Here is a 17833-nt window from a genome sequence, read left to right as displayed (position 1 = left end):
TGCAAGTGCGGCTATTGGAGCGAGGCTTGCCCGCGAAGCCTCCAACGCGGTGTGCCTGACTTGTCGCGTCGCGCCATTCGCGGGCAAGCCTCGCTCCAATGAGATGAATCCGGTTCAGCAATATCAGGCAATCGGAATTAACGGATCCGCCGCCGCCCAGGCCACTTCACGATCAGCCGCTGGCGGGTTGATCCACACGGTATTGATCCGGGTCTTGAGGTTCTTGCATTCCGCAACCATGAGATATGCGTCAACCATGTCCAATGCAGACATTGACCCTGATCAATAAACCGCATCGCCAACCCCGTTATCTTGCCCGGCTTTTGCGATCAACCACCGCCATGCCCCTCTCTACCCCGGAACTGCTTGCCCCCGCCGGCACCCTGAAAAACATGCGTTATGCCTTCGCCTACGGCGCCGATGCAGTGTATGCCGGGCAGCCGCGCTACAGCCTGCGCGTGCGCAATAACGAATTCGATCACGCCAATCTCGCTCTGGGCATTCGTGAGGCCCAGGATCAGGGCAAGCGTTTCTATGTAGTGGTCAACATCGCGCCGCACAACGCCAAGCTCAAGACGTTCCTCAAAGACCTGGAGCCGGTGATTGCCATGGCGCCGGACGCGTTGATCATGTCCGATCCCGGTCTGATCATGCTGGTGCGGCGGAATTTCCCACAGATGCCGATTCATCTGTCGGTGCAGGCCAATACGGTGAACTGGGCCAGCGTCGAGTTTTGGCAGCAACAGGGCGTGAGCCGAATCATCCTGTCCCGGGAGTTGTCTCTGGACGAGATCGAGGAAATCCGTCGACAAGTGCCCACCATGGAACTGGAAGTGTTCGTTCACGGCGCGCTGTGCATGGCCTATTCCGGACGCTGCCTGTTATCGGGCTATATCAACAAGCGCGACGCCAACCAGGGCAGTTGTACCAACGCCTGCCGCTGGAAATACTCGGCGCAGGAGGCCACGGAAAATCAGCTCGGCGAAATCGTCCAGACCTTCCAGCCTGAGCCGACCCTGGGCAGCGGTGCGCCCACCAATCAAGTGTTCCTGCTACAAGAGGCCAACCGCCCGGATGAGCTGATGCCCGCCTTCGAAGACGAGCACGGCACCTACATCATGAACTCCAAGGACCTGCGCGCGGTGCAGCATGTCGAGCGCCTGAGCAAAATGGGCGTGCACTCGCTAAAGATCGAAGGCCGGACCAAGTCGCATTTCTACTGCGCCCGCACCACCCAGGTCTACCGCCGCGCCATCGACGACGCCATGGCCGGGCGCGAATTCGACCGCAGCCTGATGCTCGACCTGGAATCCCTGGCCCAGCGCGGCTACACAGAGGGCTTCCTGCGTCGGCATGTGCATGACGAGTACCAGAACTACCAGAACGGCAGCTCGGTGTCGGAGCGCCAGCAGTTCGTCGGCGAGCTGACGGGCGACCGCCGCGACGGCCTGGCCGAGGTCAAGGTCAAGAACCGCTTTGCCCGGGGCGATCATATGGAGCTGATGACCCCCGACGGCAATTATCACTTCGATTTGCTGCAACTGCTCGACAGCAAAGGTGAACCTATCGAAGTGGCGCCGGGGGATGGCCATACGGTGTATCTGCAGGTCCCGGAGGGTCTGGACCTGCGCTTTGGCCTGTTGATGAAGGACGTGCAGGTATACGCCTGAGCTGGAACTGAACTGCGCGAGATCAACGCTACCGGTCAGGCCAGGGGCGTCCTGACGATTTCTACCTGATTGCTGTAAAAGGCCAGGTGACCGCGAATCTGCTCCATGGCCGGATACGGCTCTTCGTAACTCCACACTGCATTCAAGCCGTCACCGGCAACTTCGGCCAGACTGTAGTAACTGGCCTCGCCCTTATAGGGGCACCAGGTGTGATGCTCGGAGGCGTTCATCAATTCCATTCGGGCGTCCTCCCGTGGGATATAGAACGCCGTCGGATAGGTCGACTCGGCCAGGGCCAGAGCCCGAATGGAGCGAGCGATTTCCTGGCCGTGGAAGCTGACTACGATCAGCTCTGCCGCCGGTGTGATAGTGATGGGATGATCTGGGCCTGGCACTTTCATGATTTTTACTCCTGTAGCGTCGGTCGCCCCTGCAGGGCGGATGGAAACACTCTGTTCATGCGGCAAACACGTCAGCCCGCATGCTGTGCGTAAAACCCTCGCTGCATCGCCCGGGGCGGCTGGCCGAAAGCCCGCAGAAACGCCTGACGCATGCGCTCTCGATCACCGAATCCGGACTCCCGGGCTATCACATCGACCGGGTGATGACTGGTTTCCATCATTAGCCTGGCAGCCTCGATACGCAGGCTTTCGATGGCCTTGGCCGGGGTCTGCCCGGTCTCGTCGCGGAACACCCGGCTGAATTGCCGGGGGCTCAGCCGCGCCACGTCAGCGAGGGCTTCAATGGATAGATCGCTCTTGAGGTTTTCTCGAGCATAGACCAGGGCCAGTTGTACCCGGTCGGATTTGGGGTCCAGTTCCAGCAGGGTCGAGAGCTGCGACTGCTCACTGCCCCGGCGCTGATAGATCACCAGCTTGCGCGCTACTTTGCGGGCAATATCGGCGCCCAGGTCGTTCTCCACCATGGCCAGAGCCAGATCGAGCCCTGCGCTCATGCCGGCACCGGTCCAGACCTGGCCATCGACGACGAACAGCCGGTCATCGTCCAACTGAATATGCGGATAACGCTTTTGAAACGCCGGAGCATGAATCCAGTGGGTAGTGGCGCGCTTGCCCTCGAGCAACCCCGCTTCGGCCAGGACAAAAATACCGGTGCACAACGATACAACCCGACGTGAACCCGCCGACGCCGCGCGGACGAAGTCGACCAGGCTGATGTCGGGTAACTCAAGCTCCAGATTGCCGCCGACGATGACCGTGTCGTAGCCCGCCGGATCCAACGGCTGGGTGTTGACCGAAAAACCCTGGGACGACATCACCGCGCCACCGCTTTGCGAGACCAGCACAAACCCATAGGCCTGTTCGCCCCGCATCAGGTTCGCGCACTCGAACACCGAACCGATGGACAGGCTCAGGGATTGGAAACCCGGGTGAACAATCAAGGCGATGGTGTGCATGGCTTATGTTCCTGAGTCGTAATGGGCAACTGGCAGTGGAAGCCGGCTCCTACGAGATCCCGTTACAGGCCAAAAGACCATATATACGACTGGTCTACTTAATCATTGACGGGAATATATCAGTCGCTCCGCCCTAAAGACAGGAAAATCCGCGTTCGCGCCCAGCAAACCCCTATCCGTAGGACCGGCTTTAGCCGGGAGAGCGTGCTCGCGGCTAAAGCCGCTCCTGCGCGATCTGGTTCTATCTCACTTATTCGTGCAGCAAACACCGACCCCGTAGGAGCGAGGCTTGCCCGCGAAGGGGCTGGTACATCCACCACCTCTCTGGGGCTGAATATCCGTATTCGCGGGCAAGCCCGGCTCCAACGAGCCTGCCGATTCAATCATCAGCTTTTCTTGAGAATATTCTTTACGCAGTTGAGCAGCGCATTGAGCTGAAACGGCTTGATGATCATGTCCATACCCTCCCCCAGAAAGCGCTGTCGGTTGACGGCGTTTTCCGCATAGCCCGTCATGAACAGCACCGGCAAGCCCGGGCGCCACGTCCGGGCCAGATCCGCCAGCTCGCGGCCGCTCATCTGCGGCAGGCCGACATCACTCAAGAGCAAATCAATCGAGGCATCACTCTTGAGAATGCCCAGTGCCGTTTCAATATCGGCGGCCTGGGTACAGTTGTAGCCATTGTCGACCAGCAGCTCGTTGACGAACATGCGCACCGACGCCGTGTCTTCGACAATCAAAATATGCTCCCCGGCACCGGGTTGCAGAACGTCTGAAACAGGCTCGGCAACCACAGGCAATTGGGTCCCGGCCGGCAGCATCAAGGTCACTTCGGTGCCATGACCGACCAGGCTGCGGATATGCACGTCGCCTGCAGACTGGCGAGCAAAACCATAGATGGTCGAAAGCCCGAGTCCGGTGCCCTGCCCCAGAGGCTTGGTGGTAAAGAACGGGTCGAACACCTTGTCGATGACACTGTGATCGATGCCCACTCCGTCATCCTTGACCGACAGGGCGACATACGCACCATCCGCCAGTTTCGCATCGCCATGGGAATGCATTGCATACGTATTGATCAGTATCGTACCGCCCTTGGGCAACGCATCCCGGGCATTGATCACCAGATTAAGTATCGCGCTTTCCAGTTGACTGGAGTCGACCAGGGCGATGGCCGCCTTACTGGTGAGATCGAGCTTGAGCATGATACGTTCGCCGATGGTGCGGCGCAGCAAATCCTCGAGAGAACGCACATGAGCATTGATGTCCACTGCACGGGTATCCAACGGCTGCTGGCGGGCAAAGGCCAGCAATCGGTGGGTCAGACCGGCAGCACTCATGGCCGAGGTCAACGCAGCATCGGCATAACGCATGACCTTTTGCGTATTACCGTCCAGGGTCCTGCTCTTGATCAGCTCGATACCGGTGATAATGCCCGTCAGCAGGTTGTTGAAGTCATGGGCGATACCGCCGGTGAGCTTGCCGATGGCGTCCATTTTCTGCGCCTGGAGCAACTGCGCTTCGGTGCGCTCACGCTCGGCAACTTCATGGGCCAACTGGTCGTTCATACTGTCCAGCTGGCGCATGTGTGACTGCTCGCGCAGGCGATGCTCGGTAACGTCCTCAACGAATACCAGACTCAAGCCCGGCGTACGGTAAGGCGAAATCTGCCACTCGGTCTCACGCACCTCGCCTTTGACGCGCATGCTCAACGTCCCCTTCCAACGCTCCCCGACCAGCAAGCGCTCGCGCAGCTCCTGAATGATCAGTTGCTGATTGTCGGCGAAGGCATGAAGCACCGAAGCCTGAGCCTGCTCATCGTGAAGAAGGCGGCTAAAGGCATGGTTGCACTCATGCACCCTGAGCTCTTCATCGATCACGGCGATGGGTGCGGAGACATTGACAAAGATCTCCCGCAGACGCGCCTCGCTTTCGCGTAAGGCGCGCTCGGTGTCACGCACGCGCAACAGCGTACGCAGCGTCGCCAGCAGCACATCGGGGTCAATCGGATGAATCAGGTAGGCGTCGGCCCCCGCTTCCAGGCCAGTGACGATATCGCCGCTCTGCACCGACGCAGCTGACACATGCACCACCGGCAGCAACGCGGTAGCGGGCTCGGAACGCAGCTTGCGCACGATATCGAAGCCGCTCATGTCCGGCAGATTGATGTCGAGGATCAACGCATCCGGCATCTGGGCGGCAAGCATTTGCAGACCGTCAGTGCCGGTGCCCGCCTCTCTGACGATAAAGCCGTGCCGCTCCAGCCGACGGCGCAGGGCATAGCGAGTCGCGGTATTGTCGTCGACTATCAGCAGTTGCAGTTCACGATTCATCGCCGGGCTCCGCAGCAATCGCCAGTGGGATGACCACGAAGAATGTGGATCCTCGGCCAGGCTCACTCTCGAGCCCCACGTAACCGCCGATCAGGTGAGCGAAGCGCTTACACAGCGACAGCCCGAGGCCAGTACCCCGAAGGCGCTTCTGCAGGGGCGAGTCGATCTGCGCGAAGTCCTCGAACAGCGCGCCGTGCATTTCCTGGGGAATGCCAATGCCGGTGTCGCTGACGGCAAACCGTACCTGCTGTTCGCCCTCCATGCGCACCGAGATGCGCACCTCTCCACGCTGGGTGAATTTCAGCGAATTGGAGATGAAATTGCGCAGGATTTGCGCCAGCTTCTTGTCATCGCTGTACAGGCGCGGCAGGCCTTCGGGCGCTTCGAAAATCAGGTCTACGGAACCGGCGTCGGCGATGGGCCGAAACATACCGCGCAGAGCAGAAAACAGATCGAACATATCGAACCAGGCTGGCGAAATGGTGATGCGTCCGGCCTCGATCTTGGCCAGATCGAGCAGGTCGTCAACCATATCGCTAAGTTCCCTTGCCGCACCGCTGACGAACACAACCTGCTTGTGCTGTTCAGCGGTGAGCGGGCCATCGAACTCCTCGCTCAGCATGCTGGCGATGCTCAGGATCGACCCCAGGGGTGTTCTGAATTCGTGGCTCATGTAGGCCAGGAAACGACTCTTTAAATCCGATGCCTGCCGCAATTGGTCCGCCTGGGTATCCAATTCAGCGTACAAGGCCAGTACACCCTGATTGGTCTCATCCAGCTCGTCGCGCAAGGCCGCCGTTTCCGCGCGCAATTGTTGCAGCTCCAGCTCCATGGCCGAAACGTCCACAGAAGTCGATTCAGACATGCTCGCCCTCCAAGGCAATGGTCATGACCGTTACATCGTCACGACCACGACAGAAATCACGGTGCAGCAACGCGGCAACAACCGCCGGGTGGCGATAACGCAGGCCGGGGTAGTCACCCAGACTCCAGCGCGATTGCAGACCATCACTGTAGAGCACCAGCAACTGTCCGGTGGACTGAGGGTAATCGAACGCCAGTGGTTTACGATATTGCAGGCCGACAATGCCCGGATGCGAGGTCAGCCCGCGTGACTTTTCGACATCAATCAGGCTGGCACCGATGTTGCCGATTCCGAGAAACCGCAACTGCCCTGCACTGGCATCAAACTGGCTGACAGCAACGGCTCCGCCGCGTGTGCCGCGCATGGCCACATGCATATCGTCCAGCAGCGTGTGTGGCGCGGCAAAAGGCTCCTGATGAAATATCGCCGCACCGGCGAGCCCCGCTGCTTCAGCCTCTTCACCGTGGCCGAGCCCGTCAATCATCAACGCACTAATGCGCGAGCCGGCAATTGCCAGGCCCCAGACATCGCCACAGGCCGGATCATCGAGCAACGAGTGCTGGCTGACACCGAAACGCAGGTCCCTGACCTTGTCGGTACGACTGTAACAACGCGCCAGCACGACAGAGCCATGGGCGTCTGAGTGGACATCGAAAACCTGCGCCTGGCGAAAGATTGCGCCCAGACCGATACCTTGGGTGCCCTGGCTGGAAAAACCGTCCGCCATGCAAATATGCGGGTCGAAACCCGGTCCACGATCGACGGCCAGGATTTCGACGCCGGCCTGCTGCCCGCCTGGCAGTACGCGCAAGTGCAGCTCGCCGCGCTGGGCATGCTTGAGGATATTACTGGCCAGTTCCGTGACAATCAGAGCGACACGGCCGGCGTCGGTAACGTCAAAACCGCAGCGCTCGGCCAGGGTTTGCGCAATGCGCCGGGCATAACCGATCTGACTGCTGTCATCAATGGAAAGAACCTGGGTAAGGCTACTGCGTAGAGTCACGTCCATCGGGTAATGGTTATCCGCGTACCGGCACCGGGTGCGGTATCCAGTTCAAAATCTTCGACCAGACGCTTGGCGCCGGTCAACCCCAGTCCCAGGCCGCCGCCGGAGGTCCAGCCATCCGTCATGGCCAGCTTCAGATCAGGAATACCGGGGCCCTCATCGCGAAAGGTGATGCGCAAACCGGTGCGCATACCGTCCTCGACGATCTGCCAATCCATATCGCCGCCACCGCCGTAGACCATGGTATTGCGCGCCAACTCGCTGACCGCCGTGACCATTTTGGTCAGGTCGACCAGGCGCATGCCGCACTCTTGAGCCAGCTTGCGCGCGGTCTGCCGGGCCAGGACCACATCCTGTTCGATCACAATCGGCTGACTGCCGCTGCTGCGTACATTCATTGCTCGCTTACCCGCTGGTGCAACAGCTTCATGCCGCGCTCGACGTTCAGCGCCGTGCTCACGCCCTGCAGGGTCATGCCCAACTCGACCAGGGTAATAGCCACTGCAGGCTGCATGCCGACCAGTACTGTCTCGACGTCCATGATCCGCGACAATGCGGAGATGGTGCCGATGACTCGGCCGATAAACGAGTCGACAATGTCCACCGCAGAAATATCGATCAACACCCCTCGTGCCGAGCTGGTGCTGATACGCTCGGCCAGATCGTCCTGCAGGGTCAGCGCAAGCTGGTCATGCATTTCCACCTGGATGGTGACGAGCAGAAACTTGCCCATCTGCAAAATCGGAATGCGCTCCATGGGCTCATACCGCCTTGCTGACAGTGATACCCAGACGTTTGAGCGCCAGCGCCAGCGCATCGGCGAGATTGGCCTTGGTGACTACACCCTGCAGATCGAGCCCCAGGTGCACGATGGTCTGGGCGATCTGCGGACGCACGCCACTGATGATGCAATCAGCGCCCATCAGACGAATGGCGGTGACGGTCTTGAGCAAGTGCTGGGCCACCAGCGTATCCACGGTCGGTACGCCAGTGATGTCGATGATGGCGATTTCCGAACCGGTGTCGACAATACGTTGCAACAGGGACTCCATCACCACTTGGGTTCGCTGTGAATCCAGGGTGCCGATCATTGGCAGGGCGAGTACGCCATCCCACAGCTTGACCACCGGGGTGGACAGCTCCAGCAACTCTTCCTGCTGACGCTTGATGACCGCTTCCCGGGACTTCTGGAAAGTGCGGATGGTGTGCAGCCCCAGGGTATCCAACAGTTCGGAGACAACCCAGAGTTGTTCGCCCAGATCAGCACGGTCGTCGCTGTATTCACGTTGCAACAGTGCAAATACCGGGCCCTTGAGCGAGAAAATGAAACTGGCGGTCTGCTGCGAATCCTGGCCAGCCTGGGCGCGGCTTTGGGAAAGCTTCTCCAGGAACAGGCGCGCATCGTTCCAGACGCTGTCGGCCAGGTTCTGATGGCTACCGCTGGAAAATGCGGCCAACAGCAGATGCAGGAAATCAGCGATCTGCTGCCTGAGCTCCTCACCTTTGAGATTGCGCGTGGCTCCACTGGCCTCCAGATTGGCCAGCCAGTCCGAAGCCAATGAGGTTTCGGATTTTTTCATAGCCTCAATAGTGCGCTGCTGCAATGTAGCCATTAATCCAACTCCTGAAGGTGTACAGACCTAGCCTGGCGGCAAGCCGTTTGTTATTAAATATGCTTGGAGAAACTATTCATTTGGCAACGCGCACCGAAAAATACGCAGCCAAATAGCCATAAAATGCCTGATATTTCACTAAAAAGCCCTTAAAAAGATAGGCAAGTGTGACCGAAACAACGGAAATTGATACAAGGAAATTATCGCTCGGATCATGACGTGCATGGCCTCATGCCATACACCAATCCATCGACCGCAGGGCACTAAAATCGTAGCATCTGCATGCGTCAGGCAATTTGTAAAAGCGGTTATGGCCTCGCTGATTTATTGATCAATGCTCGGATGCGCTCTTCTTCAACAATAGAAGCCGGGTTGTATACGATCATGCCCAGATCGGGACGCCCATCTACGGCAAACGAAGAATATTCCAGCTCCAGAGGGCCGAGAATCGGGTGTTGCAGGCGCTTGGTGCCCTCGCCGTGCACACGAATGTCGTTGTCACGCCACAAGGCGGCAAATTCCGGGCTGAGCTGACACAGCTCTTCGACCAGGCGGTTGACCTGCGAGGCAGCCCCCGCACGAATGGCATCAGCCCTGAAGGCCGCGACCACAAAACGCGCCATACCCAGCCAGTTGTCCTGCTTGGCCCGCACTCCCGCATTGGAAAACATCAGCCGCAGGATATTGCGCTGCTCCACCGGCAGCATGCTGTAGTCGGTCAGGACCACGGCAGCGGCGCGGTTCCAGGCCAGTACGTCCCAGGTTGCGGTCTTGATGATTGCCGGGCTGACTTCAAAGCGATCCAGCAGGCGCTGCAAGCGTGGCGTCACCCCGCCCGGCACCGTATAGATCACCTCAGGCGGGTGACCGAAGGCAAGCATGAACAGGTGTTCGCGTTCGGGCGCGGTCATCAGCAGGCTCTCGGCGATGCGGTTCAGCACCTCCTTGGACGGCGCGCCGCCACGCCCCTGCTCCAGCCAGGTGTACCAGGTCGGGCTGATATTGGCGCGCTGGGCGACTTCTTCCCGACGCAGGCCCGGCGTGCGTCGACGCGAACTGGAGAAACCGAAGGTCGCCGGGTCGATACGACCGCGGTAGTCCTTGAGATAGATCCCAAGCGAGTTGTCTGAAGCGTCCGGCATGCTGATCCTGTTAGTTTTTATACCCTGATAAGGACACTGCTTTTACAGGATAAAGCCTAAGCGCAAGCTGGCCCTCCAGCAAACGGAGAATAGACCCATGCGCGTATTTCTTACCGGTTCCACAGGCTTTGTCGGTTCTCAGGTGGCCCAGGAATTGATCCGTGGCGGCCATCAGGTACTTGGCCTGACCCGCTCGGACAAGGGCGCCGAGGCCCTGGCTGCAATCGGTGCCGAGGCCTTTCGCGGTGACATCGAAGACCTTGCCAGCCTGCAACGCGGCGCCGCACAGTGCGACGGCGTGATCCATACCGCTTTCGATCATGACTTCGCCCACTTCGTCGAGAACTGCCAGAAGGATCGCCGGGCCATCCTTGCCCTGGGCGCAGCACTGGAAGGCTCCGACCGTCCGCTGTTGATCACTTCCGGCACGCCGATCGGCTCGGCCGGACCGGGGCTGGTTGCCACTGAGGACTACTTCAACCCGGAACACCCCAACCCTCGCGTGGCCTCGGAATTGGCAGGCGCAGAGTTGACTCAGCGTGGCGTCAATGTATCGGTCATGCGTTTGTCGCAGATCCACGACACCGTCAAACAGGGCTTTGTCAGCTACGTGATCGAAGTCGCCCGCAGGACCGGCGTCTCGGCTTACGTCGACGAGGGGCTCAACAACTGGACGGCCGCACACATATCTGACACTGCGCGACTGTTTCGCCTGGCCCTGGAAAAGAACCAGCCCGGCGCCCGATACCACGCTACCGCCGAAGAGGCGATTCCCTTCCGCCAGATCGCCGAAGCCATCGGCCAGCGTTTTGGCCTGCCCGTGGCATCGACAACGGCGGTACAGGCTACGGAGCATTTTGGCTGGATGGCGGCCTTTGTCGGCAAGGATATGTCCACCTCGGGCGCCCTGACCCGCCAGCGCCTGAACTGGCAACCAACAGGGCCGAGCCTGTTTGAGGATTTGGCGGCGATGTAACGCCCGCAGCCGGCCTCTTATCAAACAACACAAAACCTGCGCAATCTCACACCGAGTCGCGCTTGATCACGCGATAGCGCTAGTCGTCAGAAAGCTCGCAGAAGCGAATGCGATTGCTGAACGGATCGGTGACCATCATCTCCTTGCCCCAGTCCAGCGTCTGAACCGAGGGCTTCATGAACTGATAGTCCTTGCCCGCCAGTTCGCGCTGATAGTCATCGACCCCGCGCATGCTGACAAAGGCCGTGGCACCGGGGCTGGCATCGCCATGGTGCTCACTCAGATGCAGGACCAGGCCCGCCCGGGAGACTTGCATATAGAGGGGGAAGTTATCGCCAAAGCGGTGTTCCCAATCCAGTTTGAAGCCCAAAAAACCCAGGTAGAATTCCTTGGCCTTGAGTGCATCGAAACTGCGGAACACCGGGGCTGTCTGGGTGAAGCCGACAGTCTTGGCGTCGACATCCTGAGCAATCCGCGCCGCCAAAACATTCCAGCTATCCAGGGCAAATTGCTTTGCCACCAACTCCAGCGCCTGGCTGTGAGTGATAGGCAGATCGAGATCGGAAAGTTGTTGCTTGAGTGCCTTGGCCATGGCCTTGGCATCGAGGAAGCTGCGCATATGAATCAATCCTTCGTACAGCGAACGTAGATCCGGGGCTCGCGTTACCGACACATTCGCTATGGACGAAGGGATTCGACGCAAGCCTGAGGATACATTCACCGTCCCTTGCGGGTGCGAGCAGCTGGCTGTATCGGCCGGGGCTGATACTAGCCACAATTTTCCCGACGAGCAATTTCCCTTGTGGGACCGGCTTTAGCCGGGAAGGCGCCTTCCCGGCTAAAGCCGGTCCCACATTGAATCCCGCACCCCGTTAATCATTTGACCAAACGCTTCTCACGCGAAGGCCGATAACCAAAGTACGAGCTATAGCACTTGCTGAAATGACTCGGTGAAACAAAGCCGCAGGCCACCAATACTTCCACCTGGGACAATTCGGTATGTTGCAGCAGCCGCCGCGCTTCGGTAATGCGCAGTTCCAGATAATAACGCTGGGGTGTAGTGCCCAGTTGTTCCTTGAACAGCCGCTCGACCTGGCGTCGCGAACGGCCCGCGTATACCGCCAGTTGCTCCATCTCCAGCGGCTCTTCCAGATTCGCCTCCATCAGCTTGACCACTTCGCGCAGCGGCGCGCTCATGGAGATATGCCGGGAAGGATTGATCCGCCGGTAGCGTGACTCCTCGAAGGAGAGGATGTCTTCAATACCCTCGATCAAGGCCTTGTCGTGCAGCCCCTTGATCCACTCCAGCGCCATATGGAATGCCCCTGCCGGGCTGGATGCGGTCAGGCGGTCGCGATCGATGACAAAGGCCTCGCTGGTGACATGGGTCACCCTGGAGATTTCCGCCAGCGCCGGGCGGTGTTCCGGATGAATCGCGCAACGATAGCCTTCCAGCAGCCCGGCCATGCCGAGGAACCACGCACCATTCCATAACCCTGCCAGGGTCACGCCCAATTCGGCGGCAGTACGCAGCAGGTGCATCAGGTCATCGCTGGCCTTGAGTTCGGTGCGGTAACCGCCGCAGATCACCAACAGATCGAGATTGCGCACGGCCTCCAGGTTGATTTGCGCGTCCGGGCGAATCACCAGACCCAGGTCGCTGATCACTTCACCCTCGGCAAGGCCGAAAGTGCGCGAGGAAAACAGGCGCGGGCGCAACAGATTGGCCGTGACGATAGTGTCCAGCGCCTGGGTGAAAGCCGGCAGGGAGAAGTGCTCGAGCAAGAGAAAACCGGCCCGGGCCTGTTGCGTACTCTCCCTGGGGCCCTCTTCGACATAGCGAAGGTTTTTGCCCTTCATGCCACCACTGAATTGGCGTCGCTCGTTCAATGCTCGTCTCGCTTTTCTTGTAGTAACGAACAGTTAGCCGGTGCCCGCACGAAACGCCGATTATGCCAGTTGAAAGCCATGGGCAAGCGGGTCTTTATCATCGACAAAAATGGTGTTGTGCCCGGTAACCTGGGCCCAGCCACTGATGCTCGGCCTGATCCCCTCAAAATCGCCCACCTGTACCGCCGCCTCCACCTTGCCCTCGAAAATCGTGCCGATCAGGCTCTCATGCCGATAGATATCGCCCACTTTCAGGCGCCCCTTGCCATACAACTGCGCCATGCGTGCCGAGGTGCCTGTGCCACCCGGCGAGCGGTCAATCGCCTTGTCGCCGTAGAACACCGCACAACGCCCGTGAGCCGTGCTGCTCTGGGGCTTGTCACACCAGATAACGTGGTGCACGCCGCTGATCCGCTCGTTCTCCGGGTGCACCGGATTACTGATCGCCGCCAGGGCCGTGCGCAGTTTCTGGCTCAAACCGACGATATCCGCCGCCTGCAAACCTTCAAGCCCTGCCCAGTTGGCCTGGGGCTCGACCACTGCATAGAAGTTACCACCATAGGCAATGTCCACTATCAAGCTGCCGACACCGGGCACCTCGACTGCGACATCGGCGCTGTGCAGATAGCTGGCGACGTTGAACAAACGAATCGACTCAACGAACTCACCGCCCAAGGTGTAATCCACGTCCACACGCCCGGCCGGGGTCTCGATGGCCAGCTTGCCCGGCACTTTCGGCGTCACCAGACCTTCTTCGATCACCACGGTGGACAGGCCGATGGTCCCCGCGCCGCACATCGGCAGGCAGCCACTGACTTCGATGAACAGCGCGCCGAAATCGCAATCGTCACGGGACGACGGATAAATGATCACCCCGGACATGATGTCGTGGCCCCGGGGCTCGAACATCAGCGCCGTGCGCACCCAATCGTGATCGCGGACAAAAATCTCACGCCGCTCGGCCATGGACACCGAAGGCAGCAAGGGCCCGCCACCGGCGACGACCCGCACCGGGTTGCCGCAGGCATGGGAGTCGATACAGAAAAAGCTGCGCCTCATGATTCAGTCTCTCAAACGAGCTTGCGTGGGGAGTGACGCTGCAACGCGCCCCGGGACAAGCGGTCCAGCAACAAGGCGATGGCGACAATGGCCAGGCCCGCACGCAGCCCCAGGCCCATTTCCATGCGCGACAGGCCCCGTGTGACCTCCGCGCCGAGGCCGCCGGCACCGACCAGGCCGGCCAGAACCACCATGGCCAGGGACATGAGAATGCACTGGTTCAGGCCTACGAGCAGGGTCGGCGCGGCTGTCGGCAGTTCAATCTTGAACAGGATGTCCCGTGGCGAAGCACCGCTGGCCTGGCCCAGTTCCAGCAGGTCCTTGGGCAGCTGTTTGAATGCCAAAGTGGTCAGGCGCAGCATCGGCGGGATGCCATAGACGATGGTGGCGATGATGGCCGGCACCCGGCCCAGGCTGAACAGGATCACCGCAGGGATCAAATACACCCACGGCGGCACGGTCTGCATGATGTTGAGGATCGGCAGGAACGCCTCGTCGACCCGTTTGACCCGTGCCGCCAGCACGCCCAAGGGGAAGGCGATGGTCACCGAGATCAGCACCGAGACACAGACCAAAGCAATGGTCTGCATCGACGCCACCCACAGTCCGGAGAACAGACAGAACGCCAACATCAGCACGGCAAACACCGCCACGCGCTTGTTCGCCAGCAGCCAGGCTGCGGCGAAGATAATCGCCATCAACACGTACGGGTGCGGCGCCAGCAGCAGGCTCTCGGCAAAACCCAGTACCGCTTCGATGATACGGCTGATGATCAGGAAAAAATCATGCAGATTGGCATTGAGCCAGTCCACCGCCGGGGCCAGGAACTCACCCGGCGAGAAACGGATATCGGCCACAGTCATTGGCTTGCTCCTTTACGCGATTGCGCAGCGCTTTGTGCCAGGCGGTCGAGAATCATAGTCAGGATCACGATGGCCATGGCCGCGTTGATCGACTTGGCAATATCCAGGGTGCGCACTGCGCCGTAGATGGACTCGCCCAAGCCGCCGGAGCCAACGATCCCGGCGATCACCACCATGCCGAAGGCCATCATCAGACTCTGGTTGACCCCGGCCATGATGCTCGGCAGGGCAAACGGGAGGCGGATCTTGTAGAACATCTGCCAACCGGTCACACCACTGGCTTGACCCAGTTCGATGAACTCCTTGGGCGTCATGCGGATACCCAGGGAAGTCAGGCGCAGGGCCGGTGGCAGCGCGACAATGAAAGTCGCCAACAGCGCGGTGGCCGGGCCGTAGCCGAGCAAGGCAATTGCTGGCAGCAGGTAAATGTAGGGCGGCATGGTCTGCACCAGGTCCAGGCACGGATCGACCAAACGGTCGAAGCGCGGCGCCAGGCCGGCCAGCACGCCCAGGGGAATGGCGACTATCAGCGCCATAACCGTGGCCGTCAGGACCAGAGCCAGGGTGCTGACAGTCTCGGTCCACAGGCCGATCAAAGCGCAGAACAGCAAGGCCAGACCGGACAGAATGGCAAAGCGCAGGCCGACCATGCGCCAGCCGATCAGGGCGATCAGCGCAGCGATGACGTAGAACGGCGGATAGGCGATGCACCAGAGGATGCTCTTGTAGCCGCCCGACAGCAGCGCGTTGACAAAGTCGAAGAAGAATTCGCCATGGTCGCCCAGCCACTCAAGGCTCGCGTCGACCACCCCATCGAACTGGCTGGAGAAGTCAGGCGTGCTCATGCCGATGCCTCCAGCACCGCAGCTGTCGACGTCGCTGCGAACTCGTTGGGAATCCCCTGCACGCCGCGCAACAGGTCACGCAAGGTGATGATGCCGACCACCGCACCGGCATCAACCACTGCCAGGGCGTCGCGTTCGGACTTCATGGTCAGGCCGATCAGCTCGTTGATATCGGCGCCCGGCGTGGTCTTGATCAGGCGCGAGACATCGCACCCAGGGTTGGCAGCCTTAAACGGCTCCAGCGGCGTCATCACCGAATGGGCCTTGACCAGGTGCAGCCGGGAAATCCCTGCCACGAACTCGGCGACATAATCGTCGGCCGGGTTGAGCACGATGTCTTCAGCTGTACCGACTTGAATGATCACGCCGTCTTTCATGATCGCAATGCGATCACCGATACGAATCGCTTCGTCGAGGTCGTGGGTAATGAACACTGCCGACTTGCCCAGTTCCTTGGTCAACTGGCGGAATTCATCCTGCAGTTGCCGACGGATCAAGGGGTCCAGAGCGCTGAAGGGCTCGTCCATCAGAATCACTTCAGGATCCGCAGTAATGGCTCGGGCCAGGCCGACCCGCTGCTGCATGCCGCCGGACAATTCGTTTGGATAACGCGAAGCCCAATCGGTCAACCCGACCTTGGCCAACGCGCGCTCCGCCACCTTGTAGCGCTCGGCCTTGCCGACGCCCTGCACTTCCAGACCAAACGCAGTGTTCTCCAACACGGTGCGATTGGGCAGCAAGGCAACGCTCTGGAAGACCATGCCGATATGTTTGGCCCGGACCTCGCGCAACTGCGCGGGGCTCAGGGAGGAAAGATCCTTGCCTTTGACCAGGACCTTGCCGGCGCTGGGTGTGATCAGCTTGTTGAGCAACCTGATCAGGGTGGATTTGCCACTGCCTGACAACCCCATGATGCAGAAGATTTCTCCCCGGCGAACCTGGAGACTGACGTCAGAGACCCCGACTACGCAGCTGTAGTCTTGCAGTATCTGGGTCTTGGTCAGGCCCTTCTCGACGACAGCTTTCATCGCCGCAGGTGCACTTTCACCAAAGATTTTCCAGACCGACTGGCAATCTACCAGCACTTCGTTAGTGTCAATTTTTGCCGTTGTCATTTCGTAACCCGTCGAACCAGTAACTTCTGGTTTCTCTAATTGATCAAAAGGGCGGCAGCAGTGGCGCACAAGCAAGTTGCTTTTCTAAGTAAGTGCTTAGTTCTTGACGTTTTCCCAACGCTTGAGCAAATCAGCGTGACTGTCAGTCCAGGCCTTGACGGCCTGATCCATGGTCTTGCCATCCTTGACTTCGGCGTTCATCGCGGTGATATCGCCAATCGGTACATAAACACTGGCCATCAACTCACGGGCACGGGGGTTTTCCTGGGCAAAGCCCTTGTGACCGATCCAGTAGTAGCCTTGCAGCGGCGGGAAGATGCCTTTGGGATCCTTAAGGAATTTCAGGTCATATTTCTTGGTCATCCACGATGGATCCCAGACCGTTACCGCTACCCACTCCTTGCGATCCACAGCCGACTTCAAGGCGGCGGTCATGGCGGTGGTACTGCCCTCGACCAGCTTGAGTTTGAGGTCGTAAGCCTTGACCACATTGGTCGCATCGCTCATCAAGCCCGAACCCGGCTCGATGCCGATGATCTTGCCGCCGAGTTTTTCCGAGTTGGCGTTCAACTGATCAATGGAGTCGATATCGACATAACTGGGCACGGCCAGACCCTGGTACAGACCGAACGAGACCGGCGACAACTTCTCGATCTTGTTCTTGTTCTTGTTCCAGTAATCCGAGGCGGCGTAATCGGTCTGCGATGCCAGCACCTGCACGTCACCTTTGGTCAGCGCGGCATAGGCAATGCCCCACTCGGAGAACTCGACAACTTTTACGGTATAACCAGAGTCCTCAAGGACCTTTTTGGTAATACCGGTAATGGGCGTCAAATCTTCCCAGTTCATGGTGCCCATGGTGATGGTTTTTTCTTCCGCCTGAACCGATACGCTCATCATGCCCGCCACCGCGACGGCGCAGAGTGTCTTCCACATATTCTTCATGGCATTCCCCTGGTAGTTAATACAGTTACGTAATTACAACTGGATGTAGGCGATTCGTTAATAAAAGCCCTTGGTTTTATAAGCAGTTGTGCAACTC

At 59.5% G+C, this 17833-nt stretch carries 18 protein-coding genes and 1 pseudogene; 2 read left to right on the top strand and 17 right to left on the bottom strand.

The features are described 5' to 3' along the window. Positions 1-123 precede the first annotated feature (123 nt). A pseudogene (locus AC1Z24_RS13765) lies at positions 124-231 on the bottom strand (hypothetical protein); the annotation flags it as partial. 110 nt (positions 232-341) lie between these two features. Between AC1Z24_RS13765 and trhP the strand changes: the two are divergent. Continuing rightward, positions 342-1670, top strand: coding sequence for a prephenate-dependent tRNA uridine(34) hydroxylase TrhP (gene trhP, locus AC1Z24_RS13760; RefSeq protein ID WP_483746101.1), 1329 nt, complete (start codon positions 342-344; stop codon positions 1668-1670). Between the two features lie 35 nt (positions 1671-1705). Here the strand turns inward: trhP and AC1Z24_RS13755 are convergent, their stop codons facing one another. From AC1Z24_RS13755 to AC1Z24_RS13715, 9 genes are all read right to left on the bottom strand, one after another. Then, positions 1706-2071: a DUF427 domain-containing protein gene (locus AC1Z24_RS13755; RefSeq protein WP_483746100.1), complete on the bottom strand. Its 366-nt coding sequence runs from the start codon at positions 2069-2071 to the stop codon at positions 1706-1708. 71 nt (positions 2072-2142) lie between these two features. Then, on the bottom strand, positions 2143-3087 hold the full coding sequence (locus tag AC1Z24_RS13750; RefSeq protein ID WP_483746099.1) for a GlxA family transcriptional regulator: 945 nt from the start codon (positions 3085-3087) through the stop codon (positions 2143-2145). A 386-nt stretch (positions 3088-3473) separates the two neighbouring features. After that, entirely contained in the window at positions 3474-5417 is a 1944-nt protein-coding gene (locus tag AC1Z24_RS13745) for a response regulator (RefSeq protein WP_483746098.1), read from the bottom strand. Then, positions 5407-6249, bottom strand: a complete 843-nt coding sequence (locus AC1Z24_RS13740; RefSeq protein ID WP_483746624.1) for a sensor histidine kinase — start codon at positions 6247-6249, stop codon at positions 5407-5409. Before AC1Z24_RS13740 ends, AC1Z24_RS13745 begins: the two co-directional genes overlap by 11 nt. Before the next feature lie 25 nt (positions 6250-6274). Beyond that, positions 6275-7291, bottom strand: coding sequence for an anti-sigma regulatory factor (locus AC1Z24_RS13735; RefSeq protein ID WP_483746097.1), 1017 nt, complete (start codon positions 7289-7291; stop codon positions 6275-6277). Beyond that, a complete protein-coding gene (locus tag AC1Z24_RS13730) occupies positions 7282-7686 on the bottom strand; it encodes an anti-sigma regulatory factor (protein WP_259105186.1) in 405 nt (134 codons plus the stop codon). The genes AC1Z24_RS13735 and AC1Z24_RS13730 overlap by 10 nt, the downstream gene beginning before the upstream one ends. After that, positions 7683-8045 carry an STAS domain-containing protein gene (locus AC1Z24_RS13725; RefSeq protein ID WP_259105188.1) on the bottom strand — a complete coding sequence of 121 codons (363 nt, stop codon included), beginning with the start codon at positions 8043-8045 and terminating at the stop codon, positions 7683-7685. The genes AC1Z24_RS13730 and AC1Z24_RS13725 overlap by 4 nt, the downstream gene beginning before the upstream one ends. Before the next feature lie 4 nt (positions 8046-8049). After that, entirely contained in the window at positions 8050-8901 is an 852-nt protein-coding gene (locus AC1Z24_RS13720) for an STAS domain-containing protein (protein WP_483746096.1), read from the bottom strand. A gap of 308 nt (positions 8902-9209) precedes the next feature. Then, positions 9210-10043 (bottom strand): helix-turn-helix transcriptional regulator, encoded by an 834-nt coding sequence (locus AC1Z24_RS13715; RefSeq protein WP_483746095.1) that lies wholly within the window; start codon positions 10041-10043, stop codon positions 9210-9212. Between the two features lie 97 nt (positions 10044-10140). On the opposite strand from AC1Z24_RS13715, the gene AC1Z24_RS13710 reads away from it, so the two are divergent. Further along, on the top strand, positions 10141-11019 hold the full coding sequence (locus AC1Z24_RS13710; protein WP_483746094.1) for an SDR family oxidoreductase: 879 nt from the start codon (positions 10141-10143) through the stop codon (positions 11017-11019). A 79-nt stretch (positions 11020-11098) separates the two neighbouring features. On the opposite strand, the gene AC1Z24_RS13705 is transcribed toward AC1Z24_RS13710, so the two are convergent. The 7 genes from AC1Z24_RS13705 to AC1Z24_RS13675 form a co-directional block, all read right to left on the bottom strand. Next, a complete protein-coding gene (locus tag AC1Z24_RS13705; protein ID WP_483746093.1) occupies positions 11099-11638 on the bottom strand; it encodes a glyoxalase superfamily protein in 540 nt (179 codons plus the stop codon). A gap of 257 nt (positions 11639-11895) precedes the next feature. Then, positions 11896-12909: a GlxA family transcriptional regulator gene (locus AC1Z24_RS13700; RefSeq protein WP_483746092.1), complete on the bottom strand. Its 1014-nt coding sequence runs from the start codon at positions 12907-12909 to the stop codon at positions 11896-11898. 60 nt (positions 12910-12969) lie between these two features. After that, on the bottom strand, positions 12970-13968 hold the full coding sequence (locus AC1Z24_RS13695; RefSeq protein ID WP_483746091.1) for a 4-hydroxyproline epimerase: 999 nt from the start codon (positions 13966-13968) through the stop codon (positions 12970-12972). A gap of 11 nt (positions 13969-13979) precedes the next feature. After that, positions 13980-14831, bottom strand: a complete 852-nt coding sequence (locus AC1Z24_RS13690; protein WP_483746090.1) for an ABC transporter permease — start codon at positions 14829-14831, stop codon at positions 13980-13982. Beyond that, the gene (locus AC1Z24_RS13685; protein ID WP_483746089.1) at positions 14828-15676 is read right to left on the bottom strand and encodes an ABC transporter permease; all 849 of its coding nucleotides are present in this window, start codon (positions 15674-15676) and stop codon (positions 14828-14830) included. Before AC1Z24_RS13685 ends, AC1Z24_RS13690 begins: the two co-directional genes overlap by 4 nt. Further along, complete coding sequence (locus tag AC1Z24_RS13680; RefSeq protein WP_483746088.1) at positions 15673-16791, bottom strand: quaternary amine ABC transporter ATP-binding protein; 1119 nt, start codon at positions 16789-16791, stop codon at positions 15673-15675. Before AC1Z24_RS13680 ends, AC1Z24_RS13685 begins: the two co-directional genes overlap by 4 nt. Before the next feature lie 96 nt (positions 16792-16887). Then, positions 16888-17736, bottom strand: coding sequence for a glycine betaine ABC transporter substrate-binding protein (locus AC1Z24_RS13675; protein ID WP_259105203.1), 849 nt, complete (start codon positions 17734-17736; stop codon positions 16888-16890). Between the last annotated feature and the right edge of the window lie 97 nt (positions 17737-17833).

The organism is Pseudomonas sp. JL23 (assembly GCF_056933585.1).
The sequence above is the reverse complement of the archived record's forward strand: the minus strand, read 5'-3'. Positions and strand labels throughout refer to the sequence as shown.